The 24,055-nt window shown below is 67.6% G+C and carries 19 protein-coding genes; 9 read left to right on the top strand and 10 right to left on the bottom strand.

What is annotated here, in order from left to right; translation table 11 throughout:
• Window positions 1-16: 16 nt before the first annotated feature.
• From ahpF to P5F91_RS23075, 5 genes are all read right to left on the bottom strand, one after another.
• Window positions 17-1,579, bottom strand: a complete 1,563-nt coding sequence (gene ahpF, locus P5F91_RS23095) for an alkyl hydroperoxide reductase subunit F (protein ID WP_145608430.1) — start codon at window positions 1,577-1,579, stop codon at window positions 17-19.
• Window positions 1,580-1,836: 257 nt separating this feature from the next.
• The gene (gene ahpC, locus P5F91_RS23090) at window positions 1,837-2,400 is read right to left on the bottom strand and encodes an alkyl hydroperoxide reductase subunit C (RefSeq protein WP_145608432.1); all 564 of its coding nucleotides are present in this window, start codon (window positions 2,398-2,400) and stop codon (window positions 1,837-1,839) included.
• A gap of 319 nt (window positions 2,401-2,719) precedes the next feature.
• Window positions 2,720-3,244 carry a DUF2059 domain-containing protein gene (locus P5F91_RS23085; protein ID WP_145608434.1) on the bottom strand — a complete coding sequence of 175 codons (525 nt, stop codon included), beginning with the start codon at window positions 3,242-3,244 and terminating at the stop codon, window positions 2,720-2,722.
• Window positions 3,245-3,376: 132 nt separating this feature from the next.
• Window positions 3,377-3,907 carry a DUF2059 domain-containing protein gene (locus P5F91_RS23080; RefSeq protein WP_211106800.1) on the bottom strand — a complete coding sequence of 177 codons (531 nt, stop codon included), beginning with the start codon at window positions 3,905-3,907 and terminating at the stop codon, window positions 3,377-3,379.
• A 163-nt stretch (window positions 3,908-4,070) separates the two neighbouring features.
• Window positions 4,071-5,078, bottom strand: a complete 1,008-nt coding sequence (locus tag P5F91_RS23075) for a sulfate ABC transporter substrate-binding protein (protein ID WP_211106801.1) — start codon at window positions 5,076-5,078, stop codon at window positions 4,071-4,073.
• A gap of 538 nt (window positions 5,079-5,616) precedes the next feature.
• Here P5F91_RS23075 and cysG point away from each other — a divergent pair.
• Genes cysG through P5F91_RS23050 form a run of 5 tightly spaced genes read left to right on the top strand, consistent with a single transcriptional unit; the run spans window position 5,617 to window position 10,405 of the window.
• Entirely contained in the window at window positions 5,617-7,101 is a 1,485-nt protein-coding gene (gene cysG / locus P5F91_RS23070; RefSeq protein ID WP_145608436.1) for a siroheme synthase CysG, read from the top strand.
• Window positions 7,102-7,114: 13 nt separating this feature from the next.
• Window positions 7,115-7,417, top strand: coding sequence for a DUF2849 domain-containing protein (locus P5F91_RS23065; protein ID WP_145608438.1), 303 nt, complete (start codon window positions 7,115-7,117; stop codon window positions 7,415-7,417).
• 24 nt (window positions 7,418-7,441) lie between these two features.
• Window positions 7,442-9,193, top strand: a complete 1,752-nt coding sequence (locus P5F91_RS23060; protein WP_422394492.1) for a nitrite/sulfite reductase — start codon at window positions 7,442-7,444, stop codon at window positions 9,191-9,193.
• The gene (locus P5F91_RS23055; RefSeq protein ID WP_145608440.1) at window positions 9,180-9,692 is read left to right on the top strand and encodes a DUF934 domain-containing protein; all 513 of its coding nucleotides are present in this window, start codon (window positions 9,180-9,182) and stop codon (window positions 9,690-9,692) included. Before P5F91_RS23060 ends, P5F91_RS23055 begins: the two co-directional genes overlap by 14 nt.
• Complete coding sequence (locus P5F91_RS23050; RefSeq protein WP_145608442.1) at window positions 9,689-10,405, top strand: phosphoadenylyl-sulfate reductase; 717 nt, start codon at window positions 9,689-9,691, stop codon at window positions 10,403-10,405. Before P5F91_RS23055 ends, P5F91_RS23050 begins: the two co-directional genes overlap by 4 nt.
• Window positions 10,406-10,412: 7 nt before the next feature.
• On the opposite strand, the gene P5F91_RS23045 is transcribed toward P5F91_RS23050, so the two are convergent.
• The gene (locus P5F91_RS23045) at window positions 10,413-11,591 is read right to left on the bottom strand and encodes a hypothetical protein (protein WP_277908377.1); all 1,179 of its coding nucleotides are present in this window, start codon (window positions 11,589-11,591) and stop codon (window positions 10,413-10,415) included.
• Between the two features lie 207 nt (window positions 11,592-11,798).
• Here P5F91_RS23045 and sugE point away from each other — a divergent pair, with 207 nt between their 5' ends.
• Entirely contained in the window at window positions 11,799-12,116 is a 318-nt protein-coding gene (gene sugE / locus P5F91_RS23040; protein WP_277908376.1) for a quaternary ammonium compound efflux SMR transporter SugE, read from the top strand.
• Between the two features lie 3 nt (window positions 12,117-12,119).
• Here sugE and P5F91_RS23035 read toward each other — a convergent pair whose 3' ends face one another.
• The 4 genes from P5F91_RS23035 to P5F91_RS23020 form a co-directional block, all read right to left on the bottom strand.
• On the bottom strand, window positions 12,120-13,475 hold the full coding sequence (locus P5F91_RS23035; RefSeq protein ID WP_277908375.1) for an NRAMP family divalent metal transporter: 1,356 nt from the start codon (window positions 13,473-13,475) through the stop codon (window positions 12,120-12,122).
• 121 nt (window positions 13,476-13,596) lie between these two features.
• A complete protein-coding gene (locus tag P5F91_RS23030) occupies window positions 13,597-16,572 on the bottom strand; it encodes a patatin-like phospholipase family protein (RefSeq protein WP_145608448.1) in 2,976 nt (991 codons plus the stop codon).
• Window positions 16,573-16,592: 20 nt separating this feature from the next.
• Window positions 16,593-18,569 (bottom strand): GMC family oxidoreductase, encoded by a 1,977-nt coding sequence (locus P5F91_RS23025; protein ID WP_277908374.1) that lies wholly within the window; start codon window positions 18,567-18,569, stop codon window positions 16,593-16,595.
• A 90-nt stretch (window positions 18,570-18,659) separates the two neighbouring features.
• The gene (locus P5F91_RS23020; protein ID WP_277908373.1) at window positions 18,660-21,188 is read right to left on the bottom strand and encodes a cytochrome c family protein; all 2,529 of its coding nucleotides are present in this window, start codon (window positions 21,186-21,188) and stop codon (window positions 18,660-18,662) included.
• A gap of 283 nt (window positions 21,189-21,471) precedes the next feature.
• Here P5F91_RS23020 and P5F91_RS23015 point away from each other — a divergent pair, with 283 nt between their 5' ends.
• From P5F91_RS23015 to P5F91_RS23005, 3 genes are all read left to right on the top strand, one after another.
• A complete protein-coding gene (locus P5F91_RS23015; RefSeq protein ID WP_277908372.1) occupies window positions 21,472-22,662 on the top strand; it encodes a hypothetical protein in 1,191 nt (396 codons plus the stop codon).
• A complete protein-coding gene (locus P5F91_RS23010) occupies window positions 22,662-23,477 on the top strand; it encodes a DUF4198 domain-containing protein (protein ID WP_277908371.1) in 816 nt (271 codons plus the stop codon). The genes P5F91_RS23015 and P5F91_RS23010 overlap by 1 nt, the downstream gene beginning before the upstream one ends.
• The coding region (locus tag P5F91_RS23005; RefSeq protein WP_277908370.1) for a hypothetical protein at window positions 23,474-24,055 on the top strand (582 nt) is incomplete at its 3' end. The genes P5F91_RS23010 and P5F91_RS23005, both read left to right, overlap by 4 nt.

Below are 24,055 nucleotides of genomic sequence, written 5' to 3'. Positions count from 1 at the left end.
TCTACGCCGTCGCGACTCAGGCGGCCTGAACCGACGAGCGAATCAGGTGGTCGAAGGCGCCCAGGGAGGCCTTGGCCCCTTCGCCCATGGCGATGATGATCTGCTTGTAGGGCACCGTGGTGACGTCGCCGGCAGCGAAGATGCCGGGGACGGAGGTCTCACCATGGTGGCCGACGATCACCTCGCCGCGCTGGGTCAGTTCCACCGTGCCGCGCAGCCAGTCGGTGTTGGGCAGCAGACCGATCTGCACGAAGATGCCCTCCAGCGCCAGGCGATGCGTCTCGCCCGTGGCGCGGTCCTTGTAGACCAGGCCGTTCACCTTGTTGCCGTCGCCCGTGACCTCGGTGGTCTGGGCCTGGGTCAGGATGGTGACGTTGGCCAGGCTTTTCAGCTTGGTCACCAGCACCGCGTCGGCGCGCAGCTGACTGTCAAATTCCAGCAGCGTGACGTGGGAGACGATGCCGGCCAGGTCGATGGCCGCCTCGACGCCGGAGTTGCCGCCGCCGATCACCGCCACGCGCTTGCCCTTGAACAGGGGGCCGTCGCAGTGCGGGCAGAAGGCCACACCCTTGGTCTTGTACTGTTCCTCGCCCGGCACCTTCATCTCGCGCCAGCGGGCGCCGGTGGCCAGGATCAGGGCCTTGGCCTTCAGCTTGGCGCCGCTTTCCAGCGTCACCTCGTGCAGGCCGTCGACCGTGGCCAGGGCCTTGGCACGCTGCTGGTTCATGATGTCCACCTCATAGGTGCGAACATGCTCTTCCAGGCTGCGGACCAGCTTGGGCCCTTCCGTCGCGGTGACGGAGATGAAGTTCTCGATGCCCAGCGTGTCCATGACCTGGCCGCCAAACCGCTCCGCCACGATGCCGGTGCGGATGCCCTTGCGGGCGGCGTAAATGGCGGCCGCGGCGCCGGCGGGGCCACCGCCCACCACCAGCACGTCGAACGGGTCCTTGGCGTCGATCTTGGCGGCCTCGCGGGCGACGGAGCTGCTGTCCAGCTTCGCCAGGATCTCCTCCAGCTCCATGCGGCCCTGGCCGAAGGGTTCGCCGTTCAGGAAGACGGCCGGCACGCCCATGATCTGGCGCCGCGTCACCTCGTCCTGGAAGACGCCGCCGTCGATCATCTCATGGCGGATGCGGGGGTTCAGCACCGCCATCAGGTTCAGGGCCTGCACCACGTCCGGGCAGTTGTGGCAGGTCAGCGAGATGAAGGTCTCGAAGTGGTAATCGCCCTCGATGGCCTTGATCTGCGCGATGACCTCGTCGCTGACCTTGGGCGGATAGCCGCCGGCCTGCAGCAGCGCCAGCACCAGCGAGGTGAACTCGTGGCCCATGGGCAGGCCGCTGAAGCGGATGCCGATGTCGCCCGCCGGCCGGTTGACGGTGAAGGACGGGCGGCGGCCGGCGCCGTCCACGTTCTCGTTGATGTTCACCAGGGCGGAGGCTTCGGCGATATCGGCCAGCAGCTCCATCATCTGGCGGGAGGTGGCGCTATCGTCCGGGTAAGCAACAATCTCGATCGGCTGCTTCACCCGTTCCAGATAGGCCTTCAATTGGGTCTTGAGATTGGCGTCCAACATCGGGGCGGGCTTTCTGGCGGAGATTGAGGGAAAGGGCGGGCAAAGAGGGGGCGGTCACCGGCGCCAGGGAAGGCGGCCAGATGCGCATTTTGAAACGTAATGTCACAGGCGGACTGTTCAAGCGGGCGCGCCACCGAAGGCGTCGCGGCCCGGACCTAAGCCTCCGAGGGCGTGGGCCGGGAGGCGTCCAGGGGCCCGAGGGCCCCCGGACAGGAACCGGGACGTCGCCGTCCCGGTCCGGCATCAACCAACGCGGATCAGATCTTGCCGACCAGATCCAGCGACGGCTTCAGGGTCTCGGCACCCTCGGTCCACTTGGCCGGGCACACTTCGCCGGGGTGGCTGGCCACGTACTGGGCGGCCTTCACCTTGCGCAGCAGCTCCGACGCGTCACGGCCGATACCGTTGTCGTGGATCTCGCACAGCTTGATCTGGCCTTCGGGATTGATCACGAAGGTGCCGCGCAGGGCCAGGCCCTCTTCCTCGATCAGGACGTCGAAGTTGCGGGCCAGCGTGGCGGTCGGGTCGCCGACCAGCGGGTACTGCACCTTGGCGATGGTGTCGGAGGTGTCGTGCCAGGCCTTGTGGGTGAAATGGGTGTCGGTCGACACGCCATAGATCTCCACGCCCAGCTTCTGGAACTCGGCGTAGTTGTCAGCCAGGTCGCCCAGCTCGGTCGGGCACACGAAGGTGAAGTCGGCCGGGTAGAACACCACCACGGACCACTTGCCCTTCAGGTCGGCTTCGGTCACGGGCACGAACTTGCCGTTGTGGTAAGCGGTCGCCTTGAAGGGCTTCACTTCGGTATTGATGAGGGACATCGTTAATTCCTTGGCTGTTGAATTAATGAATAGCGGTCGGTTTCGGCGGGGCGCCCCGGCCGCGATCCCCATCAGGGGCCCTGCGGCGTTCGCCCTACCGACGAACAGGACCATACCGACATCTTAGAATAATTCCAATTATAAAAATTGAGAGCCGTTTGCAGTCGCAGCATGCCAGCGTCGCGATGCGCGATGGAGGCGCCCCCTTGGCATCGGCGACAGGCGGGGCCAACAGAGAGGCGATGGTCCCGACCGACCGGTGGGGCCGGCCGGGTGCCATCTTAAAAGCAGCGGCGGTGAAGCGCCACCGCTAAGCCCTTCAGCCCTGCGGGATGGTCAAGCCCTCGCCCTTACAGGTGGCGACGAAGTCATTCAACACCTTGCCGATCACCTGCGGCACCATGGTCTTGGACTTGGCCATGGTCTGCTGCATCACCTGAGGCATCTGGGTGATCAGCTTGGCCCCCGCCGGCGTGTCATAGAACGCCAGCACCTGCTCCAGCTCCGCCTCCGTGAACAGCTCCGCATAGGTGGTGGCGATGGCGTCGGTCACGGGGGCCAGGGCCCTTTTGAAATCGGGCAGCAGCCGCTTGTCGACCAGGCCCTGCACGTCCGCCTCCCGCCCGGGGTTGGCGATCTTCAGCTTCTGCACCAGGGGATCGATGGCCATGGGCAGTATCTGCTGCATCAGGTCGCCGGCGTGCGTCTTCTCAATCAGCTTGTGCGCCAGCTCCAGCGATTTCGGCGATGGCGTGCCGGCATTCTGGGCGCCGGCGTTTTGGGCGAAGGCCGGAGCGGCCACCATGACCCACGCGCCGACCAAGCCGGCGGCAATTCCCTTCAACAAAGCGCTTTCCCCTTCTGGTGTTGCTGAATTCAGCACCACCAGCCTAACCCGCCGCCCCGCGCGGCGCGATGGCCAACCGCCACTTATGGCTGAATGTCGCAGGGCGGATTACATCGGTAGGACGCCCTCTCACCCCTGGGGCACGACCAGGCCCTTGCCCTTGCACGCGGTGACGAAGTTCCCCAGCACGGGCCCTAGGGCCTGGGGCAGGACGGCCTGCGCGCGGGCGCGGCCCCGCTGCTGCACGCCCGGCATCTCCTTCAGCATCTTGGCCCCTGCCGGCGAATCGTAGAAGGCCAGGATGGCCGCCAGCTCCGCCTCCGTGAAGCGCGCGGCGTAGGCCTGGGCATAGCCGTCGATGACCGGCGCCATGGCCTTGCGGAAATCCGGCAGCAGCGTGTGCTCGAACAACGCGTCGACATCGGCCTCGCGCCCCGGGTTGGCGGCCTTCAGGTTGAAGGTCAGCGGCTGGACCGTGGCGCCCAGGACCTGCTGCATCAGGTCATCGGCGTCGACCCTGTCCGCCAGCGCCCGGGCCAGTTCCAGGGCTTTGGGCGTTGGGGCGGCCATGGGGGTGGGGGATTGGGCGAGGCCCGATCCAGCCCACATCATGACGACCATACACAGGCCGGCCATGCCAGCGGCGGTTCCCTTGCGCACTCCCATCCCTCCCTTGCCGTGCCCTGCGGGGCTTTATGCCCGCGAGCTTAGCGCCAGGGGTGCGGGATCCGGAAGATGGGGGCCGCCGTCTACATCTAAATGTCAAACGCCGCCGCCCGGCATCCCGGACGGCGGCGTTGCGGTCTTTGCGGCGATGCAGGCCTCAGCCCGGCTGGTACAGCTGGTCGAAGCTGCCGCCGTCGGCAAAGTGGGCTTTGTGGGCGTCGTGCCAGCCACCGAAGGTGGTGATGTCGAACAGCTCCACCTTGGCGAACTTGTTCACCACCTCCTGCAGCACCACCGGGTCGCGCGGGCGGTAGAAGTGCTTGGTAGCCAGAATCTGCGCCGGCTGGGTGTACAGTGTCTGCAGGTAGGCCTCCGCCACCCGGCGGGTGCCGTGGCGGTCCACCACCTTGTCCACCACCGCCACCGGCGGCTCCGCCAGGACGGAGACGGACGGGGTCACCAGCTCGAACTCGCCCGGGCCCAGTTCCTGTATGGCCAGGTAGGCCTCGTTTTCCCAGGCCAGCAGCACGTCGCCCAGGCCACGCTGCACGAAGGTGGTGGTGGCGCCGCGCGCGCCGGTGTCCAGCACCGGCACCTTCTTGAACAGCGCCTTGATGAAGTCGCGGGCCGCCGCGTCGCCGCCCTTGGCACGGGCGTAGCCCCAGGCCGCCAGGTAGTTCCAGCGGGCGCCGCCGGACGTCTTGGGATTGGGGGTGATGACCTCCACCCCCGGCTTCAGCAGGTCCGGCCAGTCCTTGATGCCCTTGGGGTTGCCCTTGCGCACCAGGAACACGATGGTGCTGGTGTAGGGCGTGGAATTGAAGGGCAGGCGCTTCTGCCAATCCTTGTCGATCAGGCCGCCATTCTCGACGATGGCGTCGATATCGTAGGCCAGCGCCAGCGTGACCACGTCGGCCTCCAGCCCGTCGATGACGGCGCGGGCCTGCTTGCCCGACCCGCCGTGCGAGGTGTTGACGCTGACCTGGTCACCGCCCGAGGCCTTGGCCCATTCCTTGGCGAACAGGTCGGCATATTCCTTGTAGAACTCGCGCGTCGGGTCATAGGAGACGTTCAGCAGCTGCGAGGCGGAGCGCGCACGCACCGACCCCAGCAGGGCCACGCCGGCGGCACCCGCCATGGCGGTCAACAGTGTTCTGCGATGCATTCGGATTCCCCCTAGGTAGTGCGAGCCCCGGCCCGGAGTCCGATGTCCTGACCCCGGGGCCCCGGCGAAGGAGGGCGCATCCCCTGTGACAGGACATCGCACCCCATCCGCGCTGTTGACGCCCATGACAAACGACACCGCAATCTGTGTCAACCGAAACATTAATAACAGATAATTGATGTTATTATGAGGTGCGCCGATTTCCTAGCGGCCATTATCCCGCCAAGCCAAAGCTTTGCCCGGATCCGCGCCGATTAACCAAAATGAGTCTGTGGAATTGGAAGCGGATCACACCATGTCGGCGCATGGCAGTGTTGCGGCCCACCCCCCGTTCCGGGCGCCATCACCATCACCTTTCCCGCAATTTTGTCACAGAAGCTTGAAGGAAAATGGTTTTCCATAACGTGAGACCGTCATCGCGACCATGGCGCGGGGCTTGGGACTATCCGAATGCCAGGACGCTGGAACCTCGACAAACATGCCGTTTACGAACACATTATGAGGGAACATTGACGCTTTCACAGGAATGTTCCGTACAATGCCCGCCGCCTTCCCCCTGTTCCTGACACTGACCGGCCAGACGGTGCTGATCGTCGGCGGGGGGGAATTGGCCCTGCGCAAGGCGCGCCTGGTGGCGGGCGCCAGCGGCGACGGCCGGGGCGCGCGCCTGGTGGTGGTGGCGCCAGATGTGCACCCGGATCTGGCCGCGCTAGCCGCGGAGGTGCGCCGCCGCCCCTTCGCCGCCCATGATTTGGACGGGGTCACCCTGGTGTTCGCCGCCGGCGAGGATGAGGATGAGGCGGCCCTGGTGGCCGACTTGGCCCGCGCCCGGGGCCTGCTGGTGAATGTGCCGGACCGCCCCGCCCTGTCCACCTTCATCATGCCCGCCATCGTCGACCGGGGCCCTATCACCGTCGCCATTTCCACCGGCGGCACCTCACCCGTCCTGGCCCGCCGCCTGCGCGCCCGCATCGAGGCGGCGCTGGAACCGGGCCTGGGGCGCTTGGCCACCTTCCTCGACGGCTTCCGCGCCGCCGTCCGCGCCGTGAAATCCGACGAGACCGCGCGCCGCCGCTTCTGGGAACGGGTGATCGATGGCCCCATCGCCCAGCGCTTCCTGGCCGGCGACGAGGCTGGCGCGCATGAGCAACTGGTGAAGGTGCTGAACGCCGCCGAAAGCGCGGAGGGCGGCTCCGTCGCCTTGGTGGGCGCCGGCCCCGGCGACCCGGATCTGCTGACCCTGCGTGCCCTGCGCGTGCTGCAGAACGCCGACGTGGTGGTGCACGACAAGCTGGTTGACGACCGCATCCTGGATTACGTCCGCCGCGACGCCCGCCGCGTCTATGTCGGCAAGTCCAAGTCCTGCCACACCGTCAGCCAGGATGAGATCAACGCCCTGCTGGTGCGCGAGGCCCAGGCCGGCCACCGTGTCGTCCGGCTGAAGGGCGGCGACCCCTTCGTCTTCGGCCGGGGTGGCGAGGAGATGGCCGTGCTGCGCGCCGCCGGCGTGGCGGTGGAACTGGTGCCCGGCATCACCGCCGCCGTGGGCTGCGCCGCCGCCACCGGCATTCCCCTGACCCATCGCGGCCTGGCCCAGGGCATCACCCTGGTGACCGCGCATGGCGCCGCCGCCGAGGGCGGCTCGGCCGAGCCCGCCATCGACTGGACGGCCCTGGCCCGCCTGGACCACACGCTGGCCGTCTATATGGGCCTGAGCAAAGCCGGCCTGGTGGCCGAGCGCCTGATCGCCGCCGGCAAGGCGCCCGGCACCCCGGCCGCCGTGGTGCAGAACGGCACGCGTCCGGACCAGACCCTGGTCGTGGGCCGGCTGGCCGACCTGGGCGCGCTGGCCGCAGGCCTGACTGGCCCCGCCCTGATCCTGGTGGGGGAGGTCGTGACCCTGGCCGACCCCGCAAAAATCGCCGCCTCCGACATCATCACCGACATTTTCACCACCCTCAGCTCCACTCCGGGCCGCCTCGGCGACACGACCCCGGAAAATGGGCTGAAAGCCGCCGTCTGAAGAGGATAGTCCCATGGCCCGCGTTACCGACGCCCCCAAGGTCGTCACCGCCAACCGCCTGCAGGACGGCGCCGTCGTCTGGCTGACCGCCGCCGGTACGTGGTCCACCCGCGTGGCCGATGCCCAAGTGCAGACCGAGGCGCCAGAGGCGGAGACGGCCCTGGGCATCGCCCGCGCGTCCGCCGCCCGGCAGGAGGTGGTGGAGCCCTATGCCGTGGACGTGGCGGTGGAAGCCACCGGCCCCCGCCCCCTGAAGACGCGGGAGTGGATCCGTGCCGCAGGCCCCAGCATCGACGCCATCCCCACGGCGGCGTGACGTCGGCGCCCCCAAAATTCCCGCATGAATGAAGACCACATCGAGCTTGCCGTCATGAGCCCCTCCGCCGCCGCCCGTCAGATCGACCCGCCCGCCAACGGCCTGTCCAGCCATGCCGGCATCTACCACTACGACCAGGTGGACCGCGATTTCCTGAAGGAGCGGGTGGAGCAGTTCCGCCGCCAGGTGGCCCGCCGCCTGGCCGGGGAGCTGACGGAGGACGAGTTCAAGCCGCTGCGCCTGATGAATGGCCTGTACCTGCAGCTGCACGCCTACATGCTGCGCATCGCTGTGCCCTACGGCATCCTGACCAGCCGTCAGGTGCGCCAGTTCGGCCGCATCGCCCGGCAGTACGACAAGGGCTTCGGCCACTTCACCACCCGCCAGAACCTGCAGTTCAACTGGATCAAGCTGGTGGATGTGCCGGCCATCCTGGACCTGCTGGCCGAGGTGGACATGCACGCCATCCAGACCAGCGGCAACTGCATCCGCAACGTGACCTCGGACCAGTTCGCCGGTGTCGCCAGCGATGAGGTGGTGGACCCCCGCCACTATGCCGAGGTGCTGCGCCAGTGGTCGACCCTGCACCCGGAATTCTCGTTCCTGCCGCGCAAGTTCAAGATCGCCATCACCGGCAGCAGCGCCGACCGCGCCGCCATCTGCATCCATGACGTGGGTCTGATCGCCAAGCGCGACGCCGAGGGTGCCGTCGGGTTCGAGGTCTATGTCGGCGGCGGCCTGGGCCGCACCCCCTTCATCGCCAAGAAGCTGCGCGACTTCCTGCCCGAGGATGAGCTGATCGCCTATCTGGAGGCGGTCTTGCGCGTGTACAACGCCTACGGCCGGCGCGACAACATCTACAAGGCGCGCATCAAGATCCTGGTGCACGAGCTGGGCATCGACGCCTTCCGCGACGAGGTGGAGGCCGAGTTCGCCCGCATGCCGGTGGCCCAGTACCGGCTGGAGCCGGCCATCCTGGACGGCATCCGCGCCCGCTTCGCCGGCCAGCCCTATGAGGCGCTGGAGCCCATCTCCGGCGTCCTGGCCCGCGCGCGGCTGGAGGACCAGGCCTTCAACCGCTGGGTCCGCACCAACGTCGCCGCCCACCGCCAGCCGGGCTACGCCATCGCCACCATCACCCTGAAGCCGGCGGGCGGCATCCCGGGCGACGTCTCGGCGGATCAGATGGACGCCATCGCCGACCTGGCCGACCGCTACAGCTTCGGCGAGATCCGGGTGACGCATGAGCAGAACCTGGTGCTGGCCCATGTGCGTCAGGATGACCTGCCCGCCCTATGGACGGCGCTGGCCGACATCGGCTTCGGCGAGGCCAATTCCGGCCTGATCACCGACATCATCGCCTGCCCCGGCCTGGACTACTGCGCCCTGGCCAACGCCCGTTCCATCCCCCTGGCCCAGCGCATTTCCGAGCGCTTCGCCGACCTGGACCGCCAGCACGACATCGGTGAGCTGAAGATCAAGATCAGCGGCTGCATCAACGCCTGCGGCCATCACCATGTCGGCCATATCGGCATCCTGGGCGTCGACAAGAAGGGGGTCGAAGCCTACCAGCTGACGCTGGGCGGTTCGGCCGCCGAGGTGGGCGCCATCGGCGACATCCTGGGCCCGGCCCTGTCGGCCGATGAGACGCTGGACGCCATCGATGCCGTGGTCGGCATCTATCTGGACCGGCGCCAGGACGGGGAACGCTTCCTCGACACCCTGGCCCGCATCGGTCACACCCCGTTCAAGGACAAGGTCTATGCCGCTCATTGACTCCGGAAAGCTGGTCGACGACGCCTGGGTGCGCCTGGGCGATGACGACGCCCTGCCGGCGGCGGACGTGCCCGTCATCGTCAGCCTGTCCCGCTTCCAGAAGGACCGCGCAACCCTGGTGGGCCGCAACGGCGGCCTGGGCGTCTGGCTCGCCAGCAACCAGCACCCCAAGGACATCGCCGACCACCTGGCGGATTTCGCCCTGGTAGCGCTGGACTTCCCCAAGTTCCGCGACGGCCGCGGCTTCACCATCGCCCGCGAGCTGCGCGAGCACCTGGGCTATCGCGGCGTCATCCGCGCCACCGGCCACACCCTGCCCGACCAATATCTGGCCCTGGTCCGCTGCGGCGTCAGCCAGGTGGAGATTCCGGAAGGCCGCGATCCGGCGCTGTGGGCCCACGCCCTGACCGAGATCAGCACCGCCTACCAGGTGTCGGTGGCGGGCCCCCTGTCCATGGCGCGGCTGTCGCGCCACAAGAAGACGGAGCATGCAGCGTGACGGCGACAGGCGACCGGGCGGCCAATCTGGCCCGGACCTACGCCGGCCTGACGGGCCTGGCACTGCTGGAACCGCTGCTGACGCGGGAGCTGAAGGGCGAGATTGCCCTGGTCTCCTCCTTCGGGGCGGAATCCGCCGTGCTGCTGCACATGGTGGCGGAGATCGACCCGGCCACACCGGTCATCTTCCTGAACACCGGCAAGCTGTTCGGCGAAACCCTGCGCTATCGCCGTGAGCTGGTGGCGCGCCTGGGCCTGACCGACGCGCGGGAGATCAAGCCGCTGCCCGAGGACGTGGCGGCGCGCGACGCCGACGGCCTGCTGTGGCGCACGAACCCGGACGCCTGCTGCCGCTTCCGCAAGGTGGAGCCGCTGAACCGCGCGCTGGAGGGCTTCGGTGCCTGGATCACCGGGCGCAAGCGCTTCCAGGCCAGCACCCGCGCCGACCTGGTGACCATTGAGGCGGCCGAGGGGCGGCTGAAGGTCAACCCGCTGGCCGACTGGGACCGTGACGATCTCGTGGCCTATCTGGACCGCCATGACCTGCCGCGCCACCCGCTGGAAGCCGACGGCTATCTCTCCATCGGCTGCATGCCCTGCACCGACCGCGTCGCCCCGGGCGATGATCTGCGGTCCGGTCGCTGGGCCGGCATGGGCAAGACAGAATGTGGCATCCATCTGCCGCTGTCCGCCGTGGCGGCTCCCTCCAGCTAAGCCCGCCTCAGCCCTGGGCCTCTTTCGGCACGGCCTGCGGGCCGGCGGCGGGCCCAAGGGCGGTGGGGCGCGAGGCAGCGTCGCGCGGCTTGAACACTTCGCGCAGCTTGTCCACCGCGGCATCGAACATGGCGAACACCGCCTCTACGCTGTAGCCAGCCAGGAAGGCCGCGCCCAGCAGTGAGATCTGGGCGGAGGCCGTGGGTTCGATGGTGGCAACCACGCTCTTGTAGAACAGCCCGGTGGACAGCCCCAGCGTCAGGCCCAGCGCCCGGCGCAGCACCATGCGGAAGCCCAGTTGCGGCATGAAGGAGGCGTTGATCACCGCCTCCGTCAGCACCCGCGCGATATAGGCGCAGGCACCCAGCAGCCCGAAAATAGCCGGCAGGACGTACAGCGTCAGCGCCGTGCCGGCGCTCCACGCCAATTCCACCGTGTGCAGCAGGACCGTGTCGGCATCCTCCCCCGAGGGGGCGGCCGGCGCCCCGGCGTCCCGCCGCTGGCAAAAGCCGTGTGCATCGAAGCTGAGGGTCACGACACGGGAAAGCGGATGGCAGATCCAGGGGGCCAGCAGCTTCGCCGCCGCCTGCCGCCGCAGTTGGACCAGCGGCTCCTGAGCCGCCGTCAGGGCGGAGGCTCCCGGGCTGGCGTTGGCGTCCGCAGCCCCTTCCCCCATGGGGCGCTGCGCCGCCGCCCCCTCGATGAACAACAGCTGGCGCACCCCGGTCTGGGCCAGCAGGTTGGTGCCGTTGGCGGCGTGGATCTGCACGATGGCCGTGACCAGCGCCACGCCCACCAGCCACACGACGCCACTGCGTATGGTCCTTTGCACCAGCCCCGCCCGGGTCAGGGAGCGCCACCAGCCCGCCAGGCCCAATTCGCGCCGAAACTCGCGGATATGGCGCAGGCTGCCGCTGGTGGCCGGGGCGATGACCACCGACAGCGCCTGGTACACCACCCACAACGCCTGCTTATCCTCCAGGCTCAGCCGCTCCGGCGGGCTGGCGGTGACGCGCACCGCCGCGTCGATCACCGCCCGTTCCAAGGCCAGGCCCCGGCCGGCGGCGTAACCCAGCATGATGCGCACGTCATCCTGCCATTCGTCCCAGCGCTGGTGGTCGCGCGCATCCGTCCCGCCCGCGGCCGGCGCCGTGGCGATCCCATCTCCGTTCGTTCCATCGGTCATGGCCCGCCCCTCCCCGCCGCAAGATCTCAATTAAAGAGATATGCGATGGCAAAGTCTTTCTCTTTTTTTAAGACATTGGCATTCCGGCGGTTCGCCGCCATGCTTCGCCCGCCGGGGACGACCCCGGCCCACCATCCGCCATCCCCGGTGGCCGGCGTCCCTTCGGCGGGGACGGCCCCGCCCCTTCACACACACCGGAGAACCGCCATGGCCTGGCTATGGTTGCTGCTGGCCGGCCTGTCCGAAGTGGGCTGGGCCGTAGGCCTGAAATACACCGACGGCTTCACCCGCCTGGTGCCGTCCGTCCTCACCATCGCCGCCATGGGCATCAGCCTCGGCACGCTGGGCCTGGCCTTGCGCACCCTGCCGCTGGGCACGGCCTACGCGGTGTGGACCGGCATCGGCACGCTGGGCACCGTCGTCGCCGGCATCCTCCTGTTCAACGAGCCGGCGACGGCCCTGCGCCTGGCCTGCATCGGCCTGATCGTGGCCGGCATCGCGGGCCTGAAGCTGGCGCACGGGTAAACCTCAGATCACCCAGGTGACCACCATGGCGGTGTCCACCACCGCCATGGCGGCCATGCAGGCCCAGCCGAGGGCGCGCAAGACCGGCGGCAGGACGAAGTCGCCCATGATCTCGCGCTTGGTCGCCATGCGCATCATCATGACGATAACCGGCACGGCCACCAGGCCGTTGACCACCGCGCTCCAGAACAGGGCCTTCACCGGGTCCATGTCGATGACGTTCATGACCGAGCCCACGGCCATGGCCAGCAGGATGGCGCCGTAGAAGGCCTTGGCCTTGTCCCAGGGCCGCGCCAGGCCCACCGGCCAGCGCCGCGCCTCGCCCAGCGCATAGGCCGCCGACCCCGCCAGCACCGGCAGGGCCAGGAGGCCGGTGCCGATGATGCCCAGGGCGAAGATGGCGAAGGCGAAGGTGCCGGCGATGGGGCGCAACGCCTCCGCCGCCTGGCTTGAGGTCTGGATGTCGGTGACGCCGTGGACATGCAGGGTGGCGGCGGTGGTGATGATGATGAACAGCGCCACGCCATTGGACAGCAGCATGCCGATGTAGGTGTCCAGGCGGATGCGCCGCAGTTCCTCCGGCGCCTGTTCCGGCGCCTTTTTCAGGGGCTGGGCCTTGGGGTCGCCCTTTTCCTCCTCCACCTCCTGGTCCGCCTGCCAGAAGAACAGGTAAGGGCTGATGGTCGTGCCGAAGACGGCGACGACGGCCACCAGATACTCCGATTTCAGCGAGACGGGCGGGTGGATCACGGCATGGCCCAGCTCGGCCCAGGGAATGGGCACCACCAGTACGGTGGCGACATAGGCGAACAGCGACAGCGTCAGCCATTTCAGGATAGAGACGTAGCGGCAGTAGGGCACCAGGATCTGCAGGGCGGCCGAGGCGCCGCCGAACAGCAGGACGTACAGCCATTGCGGGCCGCCGATCAGCAGGCCCAGCGCCGCCCCCATGGCCCCCAGGTCGGCTCCGATGTTGATGACGTTGGCCGCCACCAGCAGGAAGACGATGGCGTTGATGGTCAGCGGGGGATAGTGGCGGCGCAGGTTGCCGGCGATGCCATGGCCCGTCACCCGGCCGATGCGGGCGCTGATTTCCTGGATCGCCGCCATCAGCGGGTAGGTCAGGATCAGGGTCCAGGCCAGGCCGTAGCCGAACTGCGCCCCCGCCTGGGAATATGTCGCGATGCCGCTGGGGTCGTCGTCGGACGCTCCGGTCACCAGGCCTGGGCCCAGGCATTGCCAGATGGTGCGGGGCTTTTTCGGCCCCCCTTCGCCGGTTTTGGAATCCCGCCCCGCCGGGGCGGGCGTGGGCACGGCTGTCGTTTCGGATGGCGCCGATCCCGGCTCCAGGGTGTCCAAGGCTAGCCTCCCCGCTGTCCCTTTGAAAGGCGGGCGAGCCGCACCCCGCGTGCGCGCTCGCCCCACCCTTTAAAGATGCGGACGGGATGCCTTGTTCCTTCCCGCTTCCAGGCTAGGCCGGTCAGGCGCCTTGCAGGACCGGCGGGTCGCACTCCTCACACTCTTCCTTCAGCGCCGGTTCCGCCAGGCGGTCCAGGATCTGCTTCAGGGTGGCGAGATCGGTGGCGCAGCCCTGGGCCTCTGCCAGGATGCTGTCCATGATCTGGAAGCCCAGCGACCGGTAGCTCTCGAACTGGCTTTCGGAGAACCACTGGTCTGTGGTGGATTCGTGCGGGAAGGTGGGGTGGGCGTTGGCGTAGGCCTTCACCCCCGCCCCTTCATCGCAATTATGGAAGCTGGCCTTGACGTACAGGATGATGCCCGGCTTGGCCGCCGGCCCGTCGGCCATGGCGTAGTCGATGACGCCCATGGCGTGATAGGGCACATCGGTCAGCGTCACCCCCGGCGCCGGCCGCGGCTGCATCTTCTGCAGTTCGTGGAAGCGGATGGGAATGCCGAAGTCGATGCCGATCTTGCGCACGGCCATGCCCAGATCGGAGTAGGTGAAGGTGGGGTCCTCACCGGCGTCGCTGACCACAATGTAGCGGCAGCGGCGGCGGACCATCTCATAAAGGCCCAGATCCTCGAAATGGCCGCCGTCCGACAGGGCGACATAAGGCTGGTCGTCCGTCGTCAGGCCGAAGGCGTCCTTCACCAGGGGTGCCGCCGCCGTCGGCGGGCCGTTGCGGTACCAGGACTTCTCCCCCACCGGCGCCGGATTGCCCAGCCACCAGCCCAGCCGCATGTTCAGCAGGGTCAGCAGCAGGGACACGGTGGGTGAGGAGTGATAGCCGGCGTTGGGGTCCACCGCGGCCCCGGAGATGGCCATGGCCGTGCCCAGCGAGATGCCCGGGTTGGTGGGGTCATCCTCCGGACGGGGCGGGCATTTCGGCTGGCGCGCGAACGGCCACAGGCGGAACCGGCGGCCGCTGTGCGACGAGCCACCGTATTTCGAGGACGGCCGGAAGGCGCCGCGATAGGCCACCAGGGTGCCGCCCGGCTGGTCCAGCAGGGGGCACAACGACGCCGCCCCGCTGTGCAGCGGCGTGATGGTGAAGGACATGCCCTTGCGCTGCTGCCACGCCAGATTACGGGTGGAGATGACGTTCAGGGTCGTGTTCAGGACATGGAAGGGCCGCCAGTTGTCGCCCGTCCGGTCCTCACGCTTCGCCGGCCACAGCGACTGCATGGTCGGGTTGTCGTCCATGTCGAAACCGGTGAAGCGGTCCGGCTTGCGACCGATGTGCGACGCCCCCAGGAAGGCCCGGACCAGGCGGTTGCGATAGAGGCCGTGCAGGGAAAAGCGGTTGATGTTGATGTACTTGGACGCGAAGAAGGCGATGATGCCCAGGATCACCCCCGCGATCACCAGCAGCGGCACCACCATGCTGCGCTCCTGCGCCTCCACCATGCCGCTCTGGAACAGCACCGACCCGGCGCTGTCCGGCAGGATGAGGTAGTTGCCGTAGGAGATCAGGTAGGCGAACAGGGAGTCGCGCAGCACCACCAGGTCGATGACGGCCGACCCCAGCACCAGCAGCAGGGCGAAGAACAGGGGCGCCGACAGGCTGGCCGCCACGTTGTAGGCAATGGCGACAGGGCTGCGGTTGGGGGCCTGGTTGGACGGCTGGGCCGAGGTGCGGCCGCTGCCGCCCGTCAGCCAGCCGACCATGGCGGTGGCGCCGCCGCCGGCCACCAGCCAGTCGAACAGGGCCTGCGTGCCCAGTTCCACCTGCCCGGCCGTCCACGACCCCAGGAGCGCCAGGGCCACGCCGGCGATCCAGGCGATGCAGGTCGCCAGGTACCAGCCGGCCGACCGCGCGAACCACTCGCGCTGCTCATCCGAGCGGGGGGTGTTGCTGGTCAGCGCCACATAGCAGGTCTCGGCCATCAGCTGCGACACCAGCAGCCACGGCGGCGCGAACAGCAGCAACAGCAGCAGGCGCACGGCCGGATCACCGCCGGAGCCGATGACATGGGCGCCGAAGCCCAGGAAGGCGCCGTAGGCGATGCCCGCCACCAGCCAGCCCCAGGTGGTGCGGTGCTTCAGCCGCGCCCAGCGCTTGAGGTCCAGCAGCGCCGTGAACAGCTCCCCCGTCGTCAGCAGGGTGATGAGCTGGGCCGCCCCGTAGACGACGAAGCCGAGGATGCCGCCGAAGACCAGCAGGTCGGCCAGCGGCGTGACGATCAGCAGCTGATAGCCGATGGTGGTGTCCAGGGCCCCGGTCCAGGCGACGCCGCCCAGGAACATGGGCAGCAGGTTGCCCTTGAGGAATTGTCCCTGTGTTGGGCTGGCCGTGCCGCTGAGCCTCATGGCGCGCAGCGTGAACCTTAGTCCTATGAGCACCAGAGCCAGGGAGATGACGGCCAGGATGACCAGGGCCAAGCCGTACTTCTGGTCGCCGAAGGGATGAGACAGCCAGGCCACGCCCACGGCGGCCAGCTTCACCACCACCAGGCTCAACAGGAACAGCGGGATCAGCAGCACCCAGTTCAGCAGCAGGTTGCGCAGGATCATCGCCGCCGCCGCCCAGGTATCGGCCGAGACCAGGCCCACCTTGGGCGTGAGGTAGTTGCTGTCGCGGCGCAGGTCGCCGATGGCCGTGGGCTCGACGGCGCTGACCTCATGGCCGCGGGTGTTCAGCTGCGGCAGCACCTCGGCATAGGGCTGGCGCGACAGCCAGGCCGACAGCCAGCTGCCGATATAGCCGCCGCCGGAGACGGTGGAGAGATAGTTGAACTGGCCCAACAGGGCCTTGTCCGGCGGCGGCAGGCGGAAATCCTTGCAGGGCCGCGGCCGGGCGGCCAGCGCCTGGATGATGCCCAGGCCGAAGGTGGCGCTGCGGATGCCGCCGCCCGACAGGCAGAGGGCGGTGGATTCCAGGGTGTTGAGCGCCAGGGTCAGGTCCTCGTCCTGCACCCCGTCGAGTACGTGGTCACCATGGATGCTCTTGGCCTCGGCCCGCAGAACCTCGATGGTGCTAAGCGGATTGGTCATTGGTCTAGCCCCCCTGAGTCTCACGCCCGCGCCTGATGGCGGCGGTTCTGCTGGCAACGGGTCTGCTCGATGATCACCTCGGCCGCCTTCTCCCCGATCATGTAGACGGCGCTGACGATGAAGTAGCCGGGGATGCGCGGGAAAACGGAGGCATCCACCACCCGCAAGCCCTTGACCCCATGGACGCGGAAATCACTGGACAGCACGCCACCCCCCGTGGCGCTGCCGATGGCGCAGGTGCAGGAGGCGTGATGCCCCCAGGCATGGGTGCGCACGAAGTGCTTCAGCTCCTCATCCGTCTGCACGGCGGGCCCCGGCAGCAGTTCCTGCTTGGCGATGCCCTGGTCGTACAGCTTCTTGGTGACGGCGCGCACGAAGCGGATGCCCTCGACCACGCTGTCCAGGTCCTGCCCCGACTTGTCGGTCCCTTCCTCGAAGTAGTGGAAGTTGATGTAGGGGGTGTCGCGCGGGTCGGCCGACCGCAGGGTCACCTCGCCGCCGCGGTTCAGCGTGTGCGCCTTCAGCACCGCCCAGGTCAGCATGTTCAGATGCTCCGGGAACAGGCTGGAATAACCGGGGTAGTAGCCGCGGAACTCACCCAGCAGGCCGAAGCAGAACAGGTCGGGCATGGGCCGCTCGGGCGCCGAGCGCTTGGTGACGGCCAGCACGGCGCCGTTGGTGGTGTAGACGCCCTCGCGGTTCTCCTTCCATTGCTGGTACTGCGGATCGCCGGCGGCGAACTTGGCGCCCTTCAGCACCTCCCAGTCCGTGGTCATCTCGTTGACGACGCCGACCTCGTAGCGGTCCTGCAGGTTGCGCCCCACGCCGGGGCTGTCGACCCGTACCGGGATGTTGAATTTCTCCAGCGTTTCCCGGGGGCCGATGCCTGACAGCATCAGCAGCTGCGGCGTGTTGAAGGCGCCGCCGGACAGGATGACCTCATGCTTGGCGTAGACGGCGCGCTTTTCCCCGCCCGTGCCCTGGGCGAAAGAGGCGGAATACAGCTTCTCACCTTTCTCGTATTCCACGCCGATGGCGCGCGGCTCGCCCCCCAGCGGCCCGTCCTGCGGCGCGGACTCGTCGAACAGGACGCGGGTGACCAGGGCGTCCAGTTCGATGTGCAGGCGATCGGGATGCTTCTCCGCCACCTCCAGCAGGCGCTCGCGCGTGCCGGTGCGGGCATGGTTGCGGTTGGACAGGGGGACGTAGCGCAGGCCGAACGCGTCCGCATCCACCAGCCGCACGTCGTTGGGATCGCCCTCCCCCTCCAGCAGCCATTCGAAGCCCTGGTCGGGGTTGGGATCGCGCAGCAGCACGGCCTTGGCGCAATCCAGCAGTCCCTGGATCAGGGGCTTGTCGCCCAGCGCCTGCAGCGGGATGGCCTTCTGGGTGTGCAGCCAGCCGCGGAAGCCGTGGCCCGACGGGTTGATCAAGCCCAGGCTCAGCCAATACAGCAGGCGATAGAACCAGCGGTAATGGCAGTTCTCCAGCTTGCGGAACAGCCGGCGCATGGCCTCCGGCTTCCAGCTGATGTCGCCGGTCAGGTCGGCGATGAACTGCCAGTCCTCGTTGTTGGGATAGACGACGATCTGGGCGTTATGCGCCGTGCAGCCGCCCAGGGTGCCGGCGCGGGGATAGAGGATGCCGTCGACCGGCCGCCCGTTGGGCGGTGGATACACCGGCACATACTTGGGGTCGGAGGTCTGCACCGCCTGGTCGCTGTAGTGGCGCACGAAGAAGTCCCAGCGCATGCCCGTGTTTTCCGAGGCGAAGGCGTGGAGTACCGGCACGTCGTAATCGTCCGGCAAACGGTTCTCGTTCGGATAATAGGGATCGCCCCCATGGGACTTGCGCGGGTCCCCCCCCGCCTCCAGCACCAGGACGGTATACCCGGCCTCCGCCAGGCGGGCCGCCACCGTGCCGCCCCCGGCGCCGGAGCCGACGACGATGAAGTCATATTGAGCCGATTGAACGGATGCGTCGTTTACATCTGCCATAGCCTGTCCCCCATGCCTGGCCCGTGGGAATGCCGCCCCAACCGCCGGCCGCGGAGCACGCGGCCGGACGGGGTTTGAAGGGCGGGGTGGTCAGAAGGTCTTCAGGAACTCGATCAGCGCTTCCTTGTCCTCATTGCTGAGCGCCGTCGTCTCGGACGTGAAGCTGGTCCCGAAGTAGTGGCCGCGGTTGACCTCGAAATCCGGGCACTTGCTGAAGTCCAGCAGCGGCTTCCGGAGGTTGGCGAACACCTTGCGCGCCTCCTCGTCTGTCGCGTTCTTGGGCAGCTGCGCCAAGTCGTGGGTCGCTTTTTTCAGCAGCTGCAGCAGTTGGACATAGCGGGGCAGGTTCTCCGCCAGGGTGGCGTCGTCCTTGTACAGCTCGGTGTTGGAGATGAGGTTGACCGGCGTGTCCTTGGGGATGGGCCCCACCATCAGGTCGCCGTCGCCGAAGATGCTGGGCAGCCAGCGGTGCAGCGGGCTGAGCAGCGGCTTCAGGAAGGCGGGCAGGAAGCCGCCGGGCACCTTCAGATAGCTGCCGACACTGGTGCGGTCGATGAGGAACACCCCCTTGTCGCCCAGCAGCTTGTCGTGGGGGCGCGTCTCGGGCGACAGCATCTGCCGGATCGAGACCTCGAAGGTCTTCACGCGCTCCTCGACCGACGGATTCAGCGGGTCAAACGGGTAGTAAGGCTTTTGGTCGGGCGGCGGCGGCAGCGGCGGCTGCGCGTAGAATGACCCGCCGGGCCAGCCCACCGTGTTGTTCACCAGGTAAGGCGCTGTCGACCACAGGGCCACCAGCGAGGGCACGCGGGTGTAGCCGCGGCCGCCGGCCGGCATGACGTAGTCCTTCTCCTCACCCGTGAAGGGATCGTGGATCTTGATGGTGCCGACGGACGGCAGCTGCTTGTAGGAGGTGGAGGAGAAGTTGTCCCAGATGTTGCCGGCGATGGCGTTGGTGGCCAGCGGGCTGCAGGCGTTGGTCTGCAACAGGGTCACGGGCACCCGCATGTCGGTTGACAGGTAGTTGTCCGTCAGGAAGTCCGGCGCCTTCACCATCTCCTTCATCTGCGCCTTGAAGGCGTCCGATTTCACCCAGGCCCAATACTCGTTCCAGCAATTCAGGTAGTCGGGGCCGTTGCACGTGCTGAAGTCGATTTCCTTGGGCAGCGGCGGCTGCTTGCTGGAATGGCAGCCGGCGCAGGTCTCGGCGAATACCTCCTTGCCCCGCTCCAGCTTGGCCAGGTCGGTCGTCATATGGGCCTTGCCGCCCGGCGCATCGGCCAGCTTGTGGCCCTTCTGGATATCCGTGTTCAGGAAATACTCGGCGAGAAAGCCCGTCTGTGCTTCCGTCGCCTGCCAATAGCTGGAGTTCTTGCGGCCCACCTCGATCTGGATGGCCGTGTTGGGCACGCCGCCGAACAGCGGGTTGAAGTGGCGCAGCCATTCCTCGCTGAACAGGCCGATGTTGATGAAGACGCGGTTCAGCGCCCCCTGCACCCCGACGCTGTCGGAACCGTCCTTGAGCACGTGCGGCGTGATCACCCGCTTGCCGTCGAGGCTGCCCTTCAGGAATTCGTTGTTCAGCTCGGGCCCGCTCAAGGTCTCAATCCCGCGCTGCATGGCCACGTTCATGCGGGCGCCAAGGCCATAGACCGCGTTCATGGTGCGGGGATTGTTGATGTAGTCGGTGGAAACCAGCGAGGTATCCAGCGCGCCGGGGCGTGAGGTGTGCACCAGCTGGATCAGGTAGTTCTGCTCGCTCGCCTTGCGCTCCGGCGAGCCCGGCTTGCCGTAGTTCCAGCCGAAGATGCGGTCGATCCAGAAATACTGGGCGCCGACCACCGCGCTCATGTTCTCCCACTTCGGGTTTTCCGGGTCGGCCGGCGGGTTGGTCGGGCTGGGCCCCACATGGCAGAAGCCGCAGGACATGCCCACGCGGTAGGGGCGGACCAGGTTCTTGTCGTTGTAGTAGGACGGATCCTCGTAATACTTCTTCGCGTCCCAGTGCTTCTTCGCCTTTTCGTCGAAGGCGGGATTGGGGAACAGGCGCAGACCGACGATGCCCGTGGGATAGCCATAGTAGGAGCCCACCGGGAACTCGACGCCGTCCAGCTTGGTGCCGCGCGCGCCGATCTTGACTCCGGGGTACTTCTTCTCATTGGCGAAGGGGTCCTCGGGACAGTTGGGATCGTCCTTCACCCGCTGATCCAGCCACAGGCCGAACCGGTCCTCCGAAGGGCCTGTGGGCGCCACGAAGCACGGCTCATTCATTAGACCCAGTTCCCTGAACCGGGTACCACGGCCATAGGCCAGCGACGGATGGCTGGAGATGGTCTTCAGCAGGTCGAAGTTGCCGAAGGCGCTGTCCGTGATGAGGTCCCAGAAGCGGTCGTTGCCGCCGGTCCACACCACCCAGTTGTTGCGGCCCTTGACCTCATCCGAGGTCAGCTTCACACCGCCGTCCATGTCCTTGAAATAGTCCTCGTCGGCGGCCGGGAAGGTGTCGGCGGCCCGTCCGGCCCGCATCGCCTCATCCTTCACCTGCTTGTCACCGCAGCCAGACAGCAGCAGCACCGCCGCCACCAGGGTCGCAAAGACCCCAAGACCGATCCGCGCCATGCCCCACCTCGCGCCCTGAAAAGTTGTTCGTTGGTCTGGACATTATATCCGGAGCGAACTAGTCTCAAGCCAAAGATACAACTTACAGGAAATATAGTTCCTGTTGTTACGCCGTTTATCTCGAATTTGATATCCGGCTTCCACCCCTAAAGTGTAAGGCCGCCCTTCAGAACGACATAACCCTTCCGACGGGGTGCCGGTGGCTGAGCAGGCTTGAATATCATTGAAAATCAATGTGATACGGCGCATTGCGCGAACCTGGCGGGACTGACGGAGGAAGACGATGGGGCGCATCTTCAACAGGACCAGGGGCCTGAACATCCTGGGAAAAGCGCTGCGGCGGCTGCGGCTGCCGGGGCTCGCGCTGGTTGCATGCCTTGGCCTGGCGAGCCCACAACCTGCGCGCGCGTCGGACCATGCCGACCCGACCAACCTGACCGACCCGACGGCCAACATCACGGATCTGTTCTTCTACCCGGACGGGGACGACATGATCCTGATCTTCGACGTCAACCGCGCCCTGTTGGCGCCCAAGCCCTACAACCTGGCGCCCTATGACTATGAGATCCACATGGACCTCACCACGCCGGTGTCCTTCCAGGATCCGGTCATCCGCGCCCGGTACGGCGGCACCGTGCTGGTGCCCGACCAAATCCATCCCGACGTCACCATCAAGGTGAAGCTGCAGGACGACGTGACGGTGAACACCATCACCTACACGGGCCTGAAGGATACCGACAAGATCAAGACCTACTTCGGCGTGCGCGACGACCCCTTCGTGTTCCCGCGCTTCTTCAAGAAGAACGTCATCGCCATGGTGATGCGCATCCCCAAGAGCGCGTTTCCGGCGGACCAGCACGACTTCATCCTGTGGGGCACCACCGCCAAGGATGGGACGGAGATCGACCATGTCGGGCGGTCCATCCGCACCCAGTTGCCGCGCTTCGGCTTCATCAACACGATGCCGCCCAAGGACCAGCTGAAGGCGCTGATGGCGCGCAAGGCCAAGCTGGACAACATCTACAACTACCTGCACAGCGCCAAGGAATGGTGGGCGATAGCAGCAGCCGACTTCCTGCAGTTCACCCTGCAGCTGCGGCCCTATGACCTGCAGCCCGACGTCATGGTCTACACCGACCGCTTCCCCGTCGGTTACCCCAACGGCCGCCTGCTGACCGACGACGTGGTGGCCCAGACCTGCGCCTTCGGCGACTGCCTGCTGCAGGAAATCTCCTTCATCGAGGGACCCTATCCGCGCGCCACGGTGAACGACAAGCCCTTCAGTGCCGAATGGCCCTACCTGGCGCCGCAATGGCCGGACCAGACGCCGGCGCCATCCAACGCCCACAGCGTCCTACCCTGGGTCATCCTGGGCGTGATCGTGCTGCTGCTGGTCAGCTGGGGAATCGTGGAGATCATCCGCCGCCTGGTCCGGCACCTGCTGCGCTGGTGGTGGCGCCGGATTGACGCCTGATGGGGACGGGACGCGCCTGCCTGACCGCGCTGGCGGTAGCCTTCTGGACCGCCGGCGCCCTGGCGCATGATTTCTGGATCGAGCCGTCCACCTTCCGTCCCGGCCCCGGCACCGCCGTGGCGGTGGGCCTGAGGGTGGGAGAGAATTTCATTGGCGATCCCGTGCCCCGCACCGCCAGCCTGATCGACCGCTTCTTCGTCCGCCAGGCGGGGGAGGAGCAGGCGGTGGGCGGCGCCGACAACATCGACCCGGCCGGCTTCCTGCGCGCCGACGGCCGGGCCACCGCCCTGGTCGGCTATACCGGCGGCGGCAGCTATATCGAACTGCCGGCCGAGCGCTTCACCGCCTATCTGCGTCAATACGGCCTGGACGGCATCGTGGCGGAGCGGGACCGGCTGGGGGAAAGCGGCCTGGCAGGCCGCGAATGCTTTTACCGCTATGCCAAGTCCCTGCTGGCCGGCGCCAAGGCCGATCCGGCGGTGACCCGGCCGCAGGGCTTCACCTATGAGATCGTGCCCGACGCCGACCCCACGGTGGCCGGCACCGCTCCGGTGCGCGGCCATGTGCTGTTCCTGGGCCAACCGGTGGCGGGGGCGGTCGTCACCGCGCACCTGCAAGGCCAACCGGCCGTGCGCCTGGCCACACGCAGCGACGCCCAGGGCGCCTTCGCCTTTCCCCTGCCCCAGGGTGGTGTCTGGCTGATCCGGTCGGTGCACATGGTGCGGGCGGGCACGCTGGCCCACTGGCTGCATCACCGGGACTGGGAAAGCCACTGGGCCTCACTGACCTTCGACTGGCCGGGAGCCCCGTCATGAAGGGCTGGCTCTGGGCCTTGCTGCTGGCGCTGTGCCTGGCGGGCGGCACCCAGGCGCATGAGATCGGCACCACGCAGGTGCAGCTGACGGTGGGGCCGGGCGACGCCTGGTCCGCCACCATCACCACCGCCCCCACCGCCTTGGTGAACAAGCTGGAGGCGGCGGCCGGCCAGCCGCTGAGCCGCGACCTGACGGCGGAGCGGGTGCGGGCCGTCCTGCCCGCCTACGCCGCCGCCATCGCCGCCCAGGTGGATCTCAGGGCCGACGGCGCCGCCCAACCCGCCACGGTGGCGGTGGAACAGGTGGAGATGCCCAGCGACATCACCCTGCCGGCCTTCGTCGTGCTGCGCGCCGACGGCCCCCTACCGCCCGGAGCGCATGCCGTCACCTGGCGTTACGGCCTGGTCTACAGCACCTATGGCGTCGTCTTCACCGACGCCACCGGCGGCACCCCGCAAACCCAGTGGCTGGAGGGCGACGCCGCCAGCCAGCTCTTCGCCCTGGCGGCCAACGCCGCCCCCCTTGCCCTGCCCCGGCTGGCGGCCCAGTACCTGGAACTGGGCTTCCTGCACATCCTG

This window comes from Nitrospirillum amazonense (genome assembly GCF_029594735.1).
Classification (GTDB): Bacteria; Pseudomonadota; Alphaproteobacteria; order Azospirillales; family Azospirillaceae; genus Nitrospirillum; species Nitrospirillum amazonense.
Note: the sequence above shows the minus strand (reverse complement) of the source record. Positions and strands in the feature narration are given on the sequence as shown.

Excerpts from the sequence above, each read along its gene's own strand:
- P5F91_RS23065 (WP_145608438.1), top strand. The coding sequence starts at position 7,115 with ATGGCCCGCGTTACCGACGCCCCCAAGGTCGTCACCGCCAACCGCCTG.
- P5F91_RS23060 (WP_422394492.1), top strand. The coding sequence starts at position 7,442 with ATGAATGAAGACCACATCGAGCTTGCCGTCATGAGCCCCTCCGCCGCC.
- P5F91_RS23055 (WP_145608440.1), top strand. The coding sequence starts at position 9,180 with ATGCCGCTCATTGACTCCGGAAAGCTGGTCGACGACGCCTGGGTGCGC.
- P5F91_RS23020 (WP_277908373.1), bottom strand. The coding sequence starts at position 21,188 with ATGGCGCGGATCGGTCTTGGGGTCTTTGCGACCCTGGTGGCGGCGGTG.
- P5F91_RS23025 (WP_277908374.1), bottom strand. The coding sequence starts at position 18,569 with ATGGCAGATGTAAACGACGCATCCGTTCAATCGGCTCAATATGACTTC.
- P5F91_RS23010 (WP_277908371.1), top strand. The coding sequence starts at position 22,662 with ATGGGGACGGGACGCGCCTGCCTGACCGCGCTGGCGGTAGCCTTCTGG.
- ahpF (WP_145608430.1), bottom strand. The coding sequence starts at position 1,579 with ATGTTGGACGCCAATCTCAAGACCCAATTGAAGGCCTATCTGGAACGG.
- P5F91_RS23045 (WP_277908377.1), bottom strand. The coding sequence starts at position 11,591 with ATGACCGATGGAACGAACGGAGATGGGATCGCCACGGCGCCGGCCGCG.
- ahpC (WP_145608432.1), bottom strand. The coding sequence starts at position 2,400 with ATGTCCCTCATCAATACCGAAGTGAAGCCCTTCAAGGCGACCGCTTAC.
- P5F91_RS23030 (WP_145608448.1), bottom strand. The coding sequence starts at position 16,572 with ATGACCAATCCGCTTAGCACCATCGAGGTTCTGCGGGCCGAGGCCAAG.
- P5F91_RS23015 (WP_277908372.1), top strand. The coding sequence starts at position 21,472 with ATGGGGCGCATCTTCAACAGGACCAGGGGCCTGAACATCCTGGGAAAA.
- P5F91_RS23075 (WP_211106801.1), bottom strand. The coding sequence starts at position 5,078 with ATGCATCGCAGAACACTGTTGACCGCCATGGCGGGTGCCGCCGGCGTG.
- cysG (WP_145608436.1), top strand. The coding sequence starts at position 5,617 with ATGCCCGCCGCCTTCCCCCTGTTCCTGACACTGACCGGCCAGACGGTG.
- sugE (WP_277908376.1), top strand. The coding sequence starts at position 11,799 with ATGGCCTGGCTATGGTTGCTGCTGGCCGGCCTGTCCGAAGTGGGCTGG.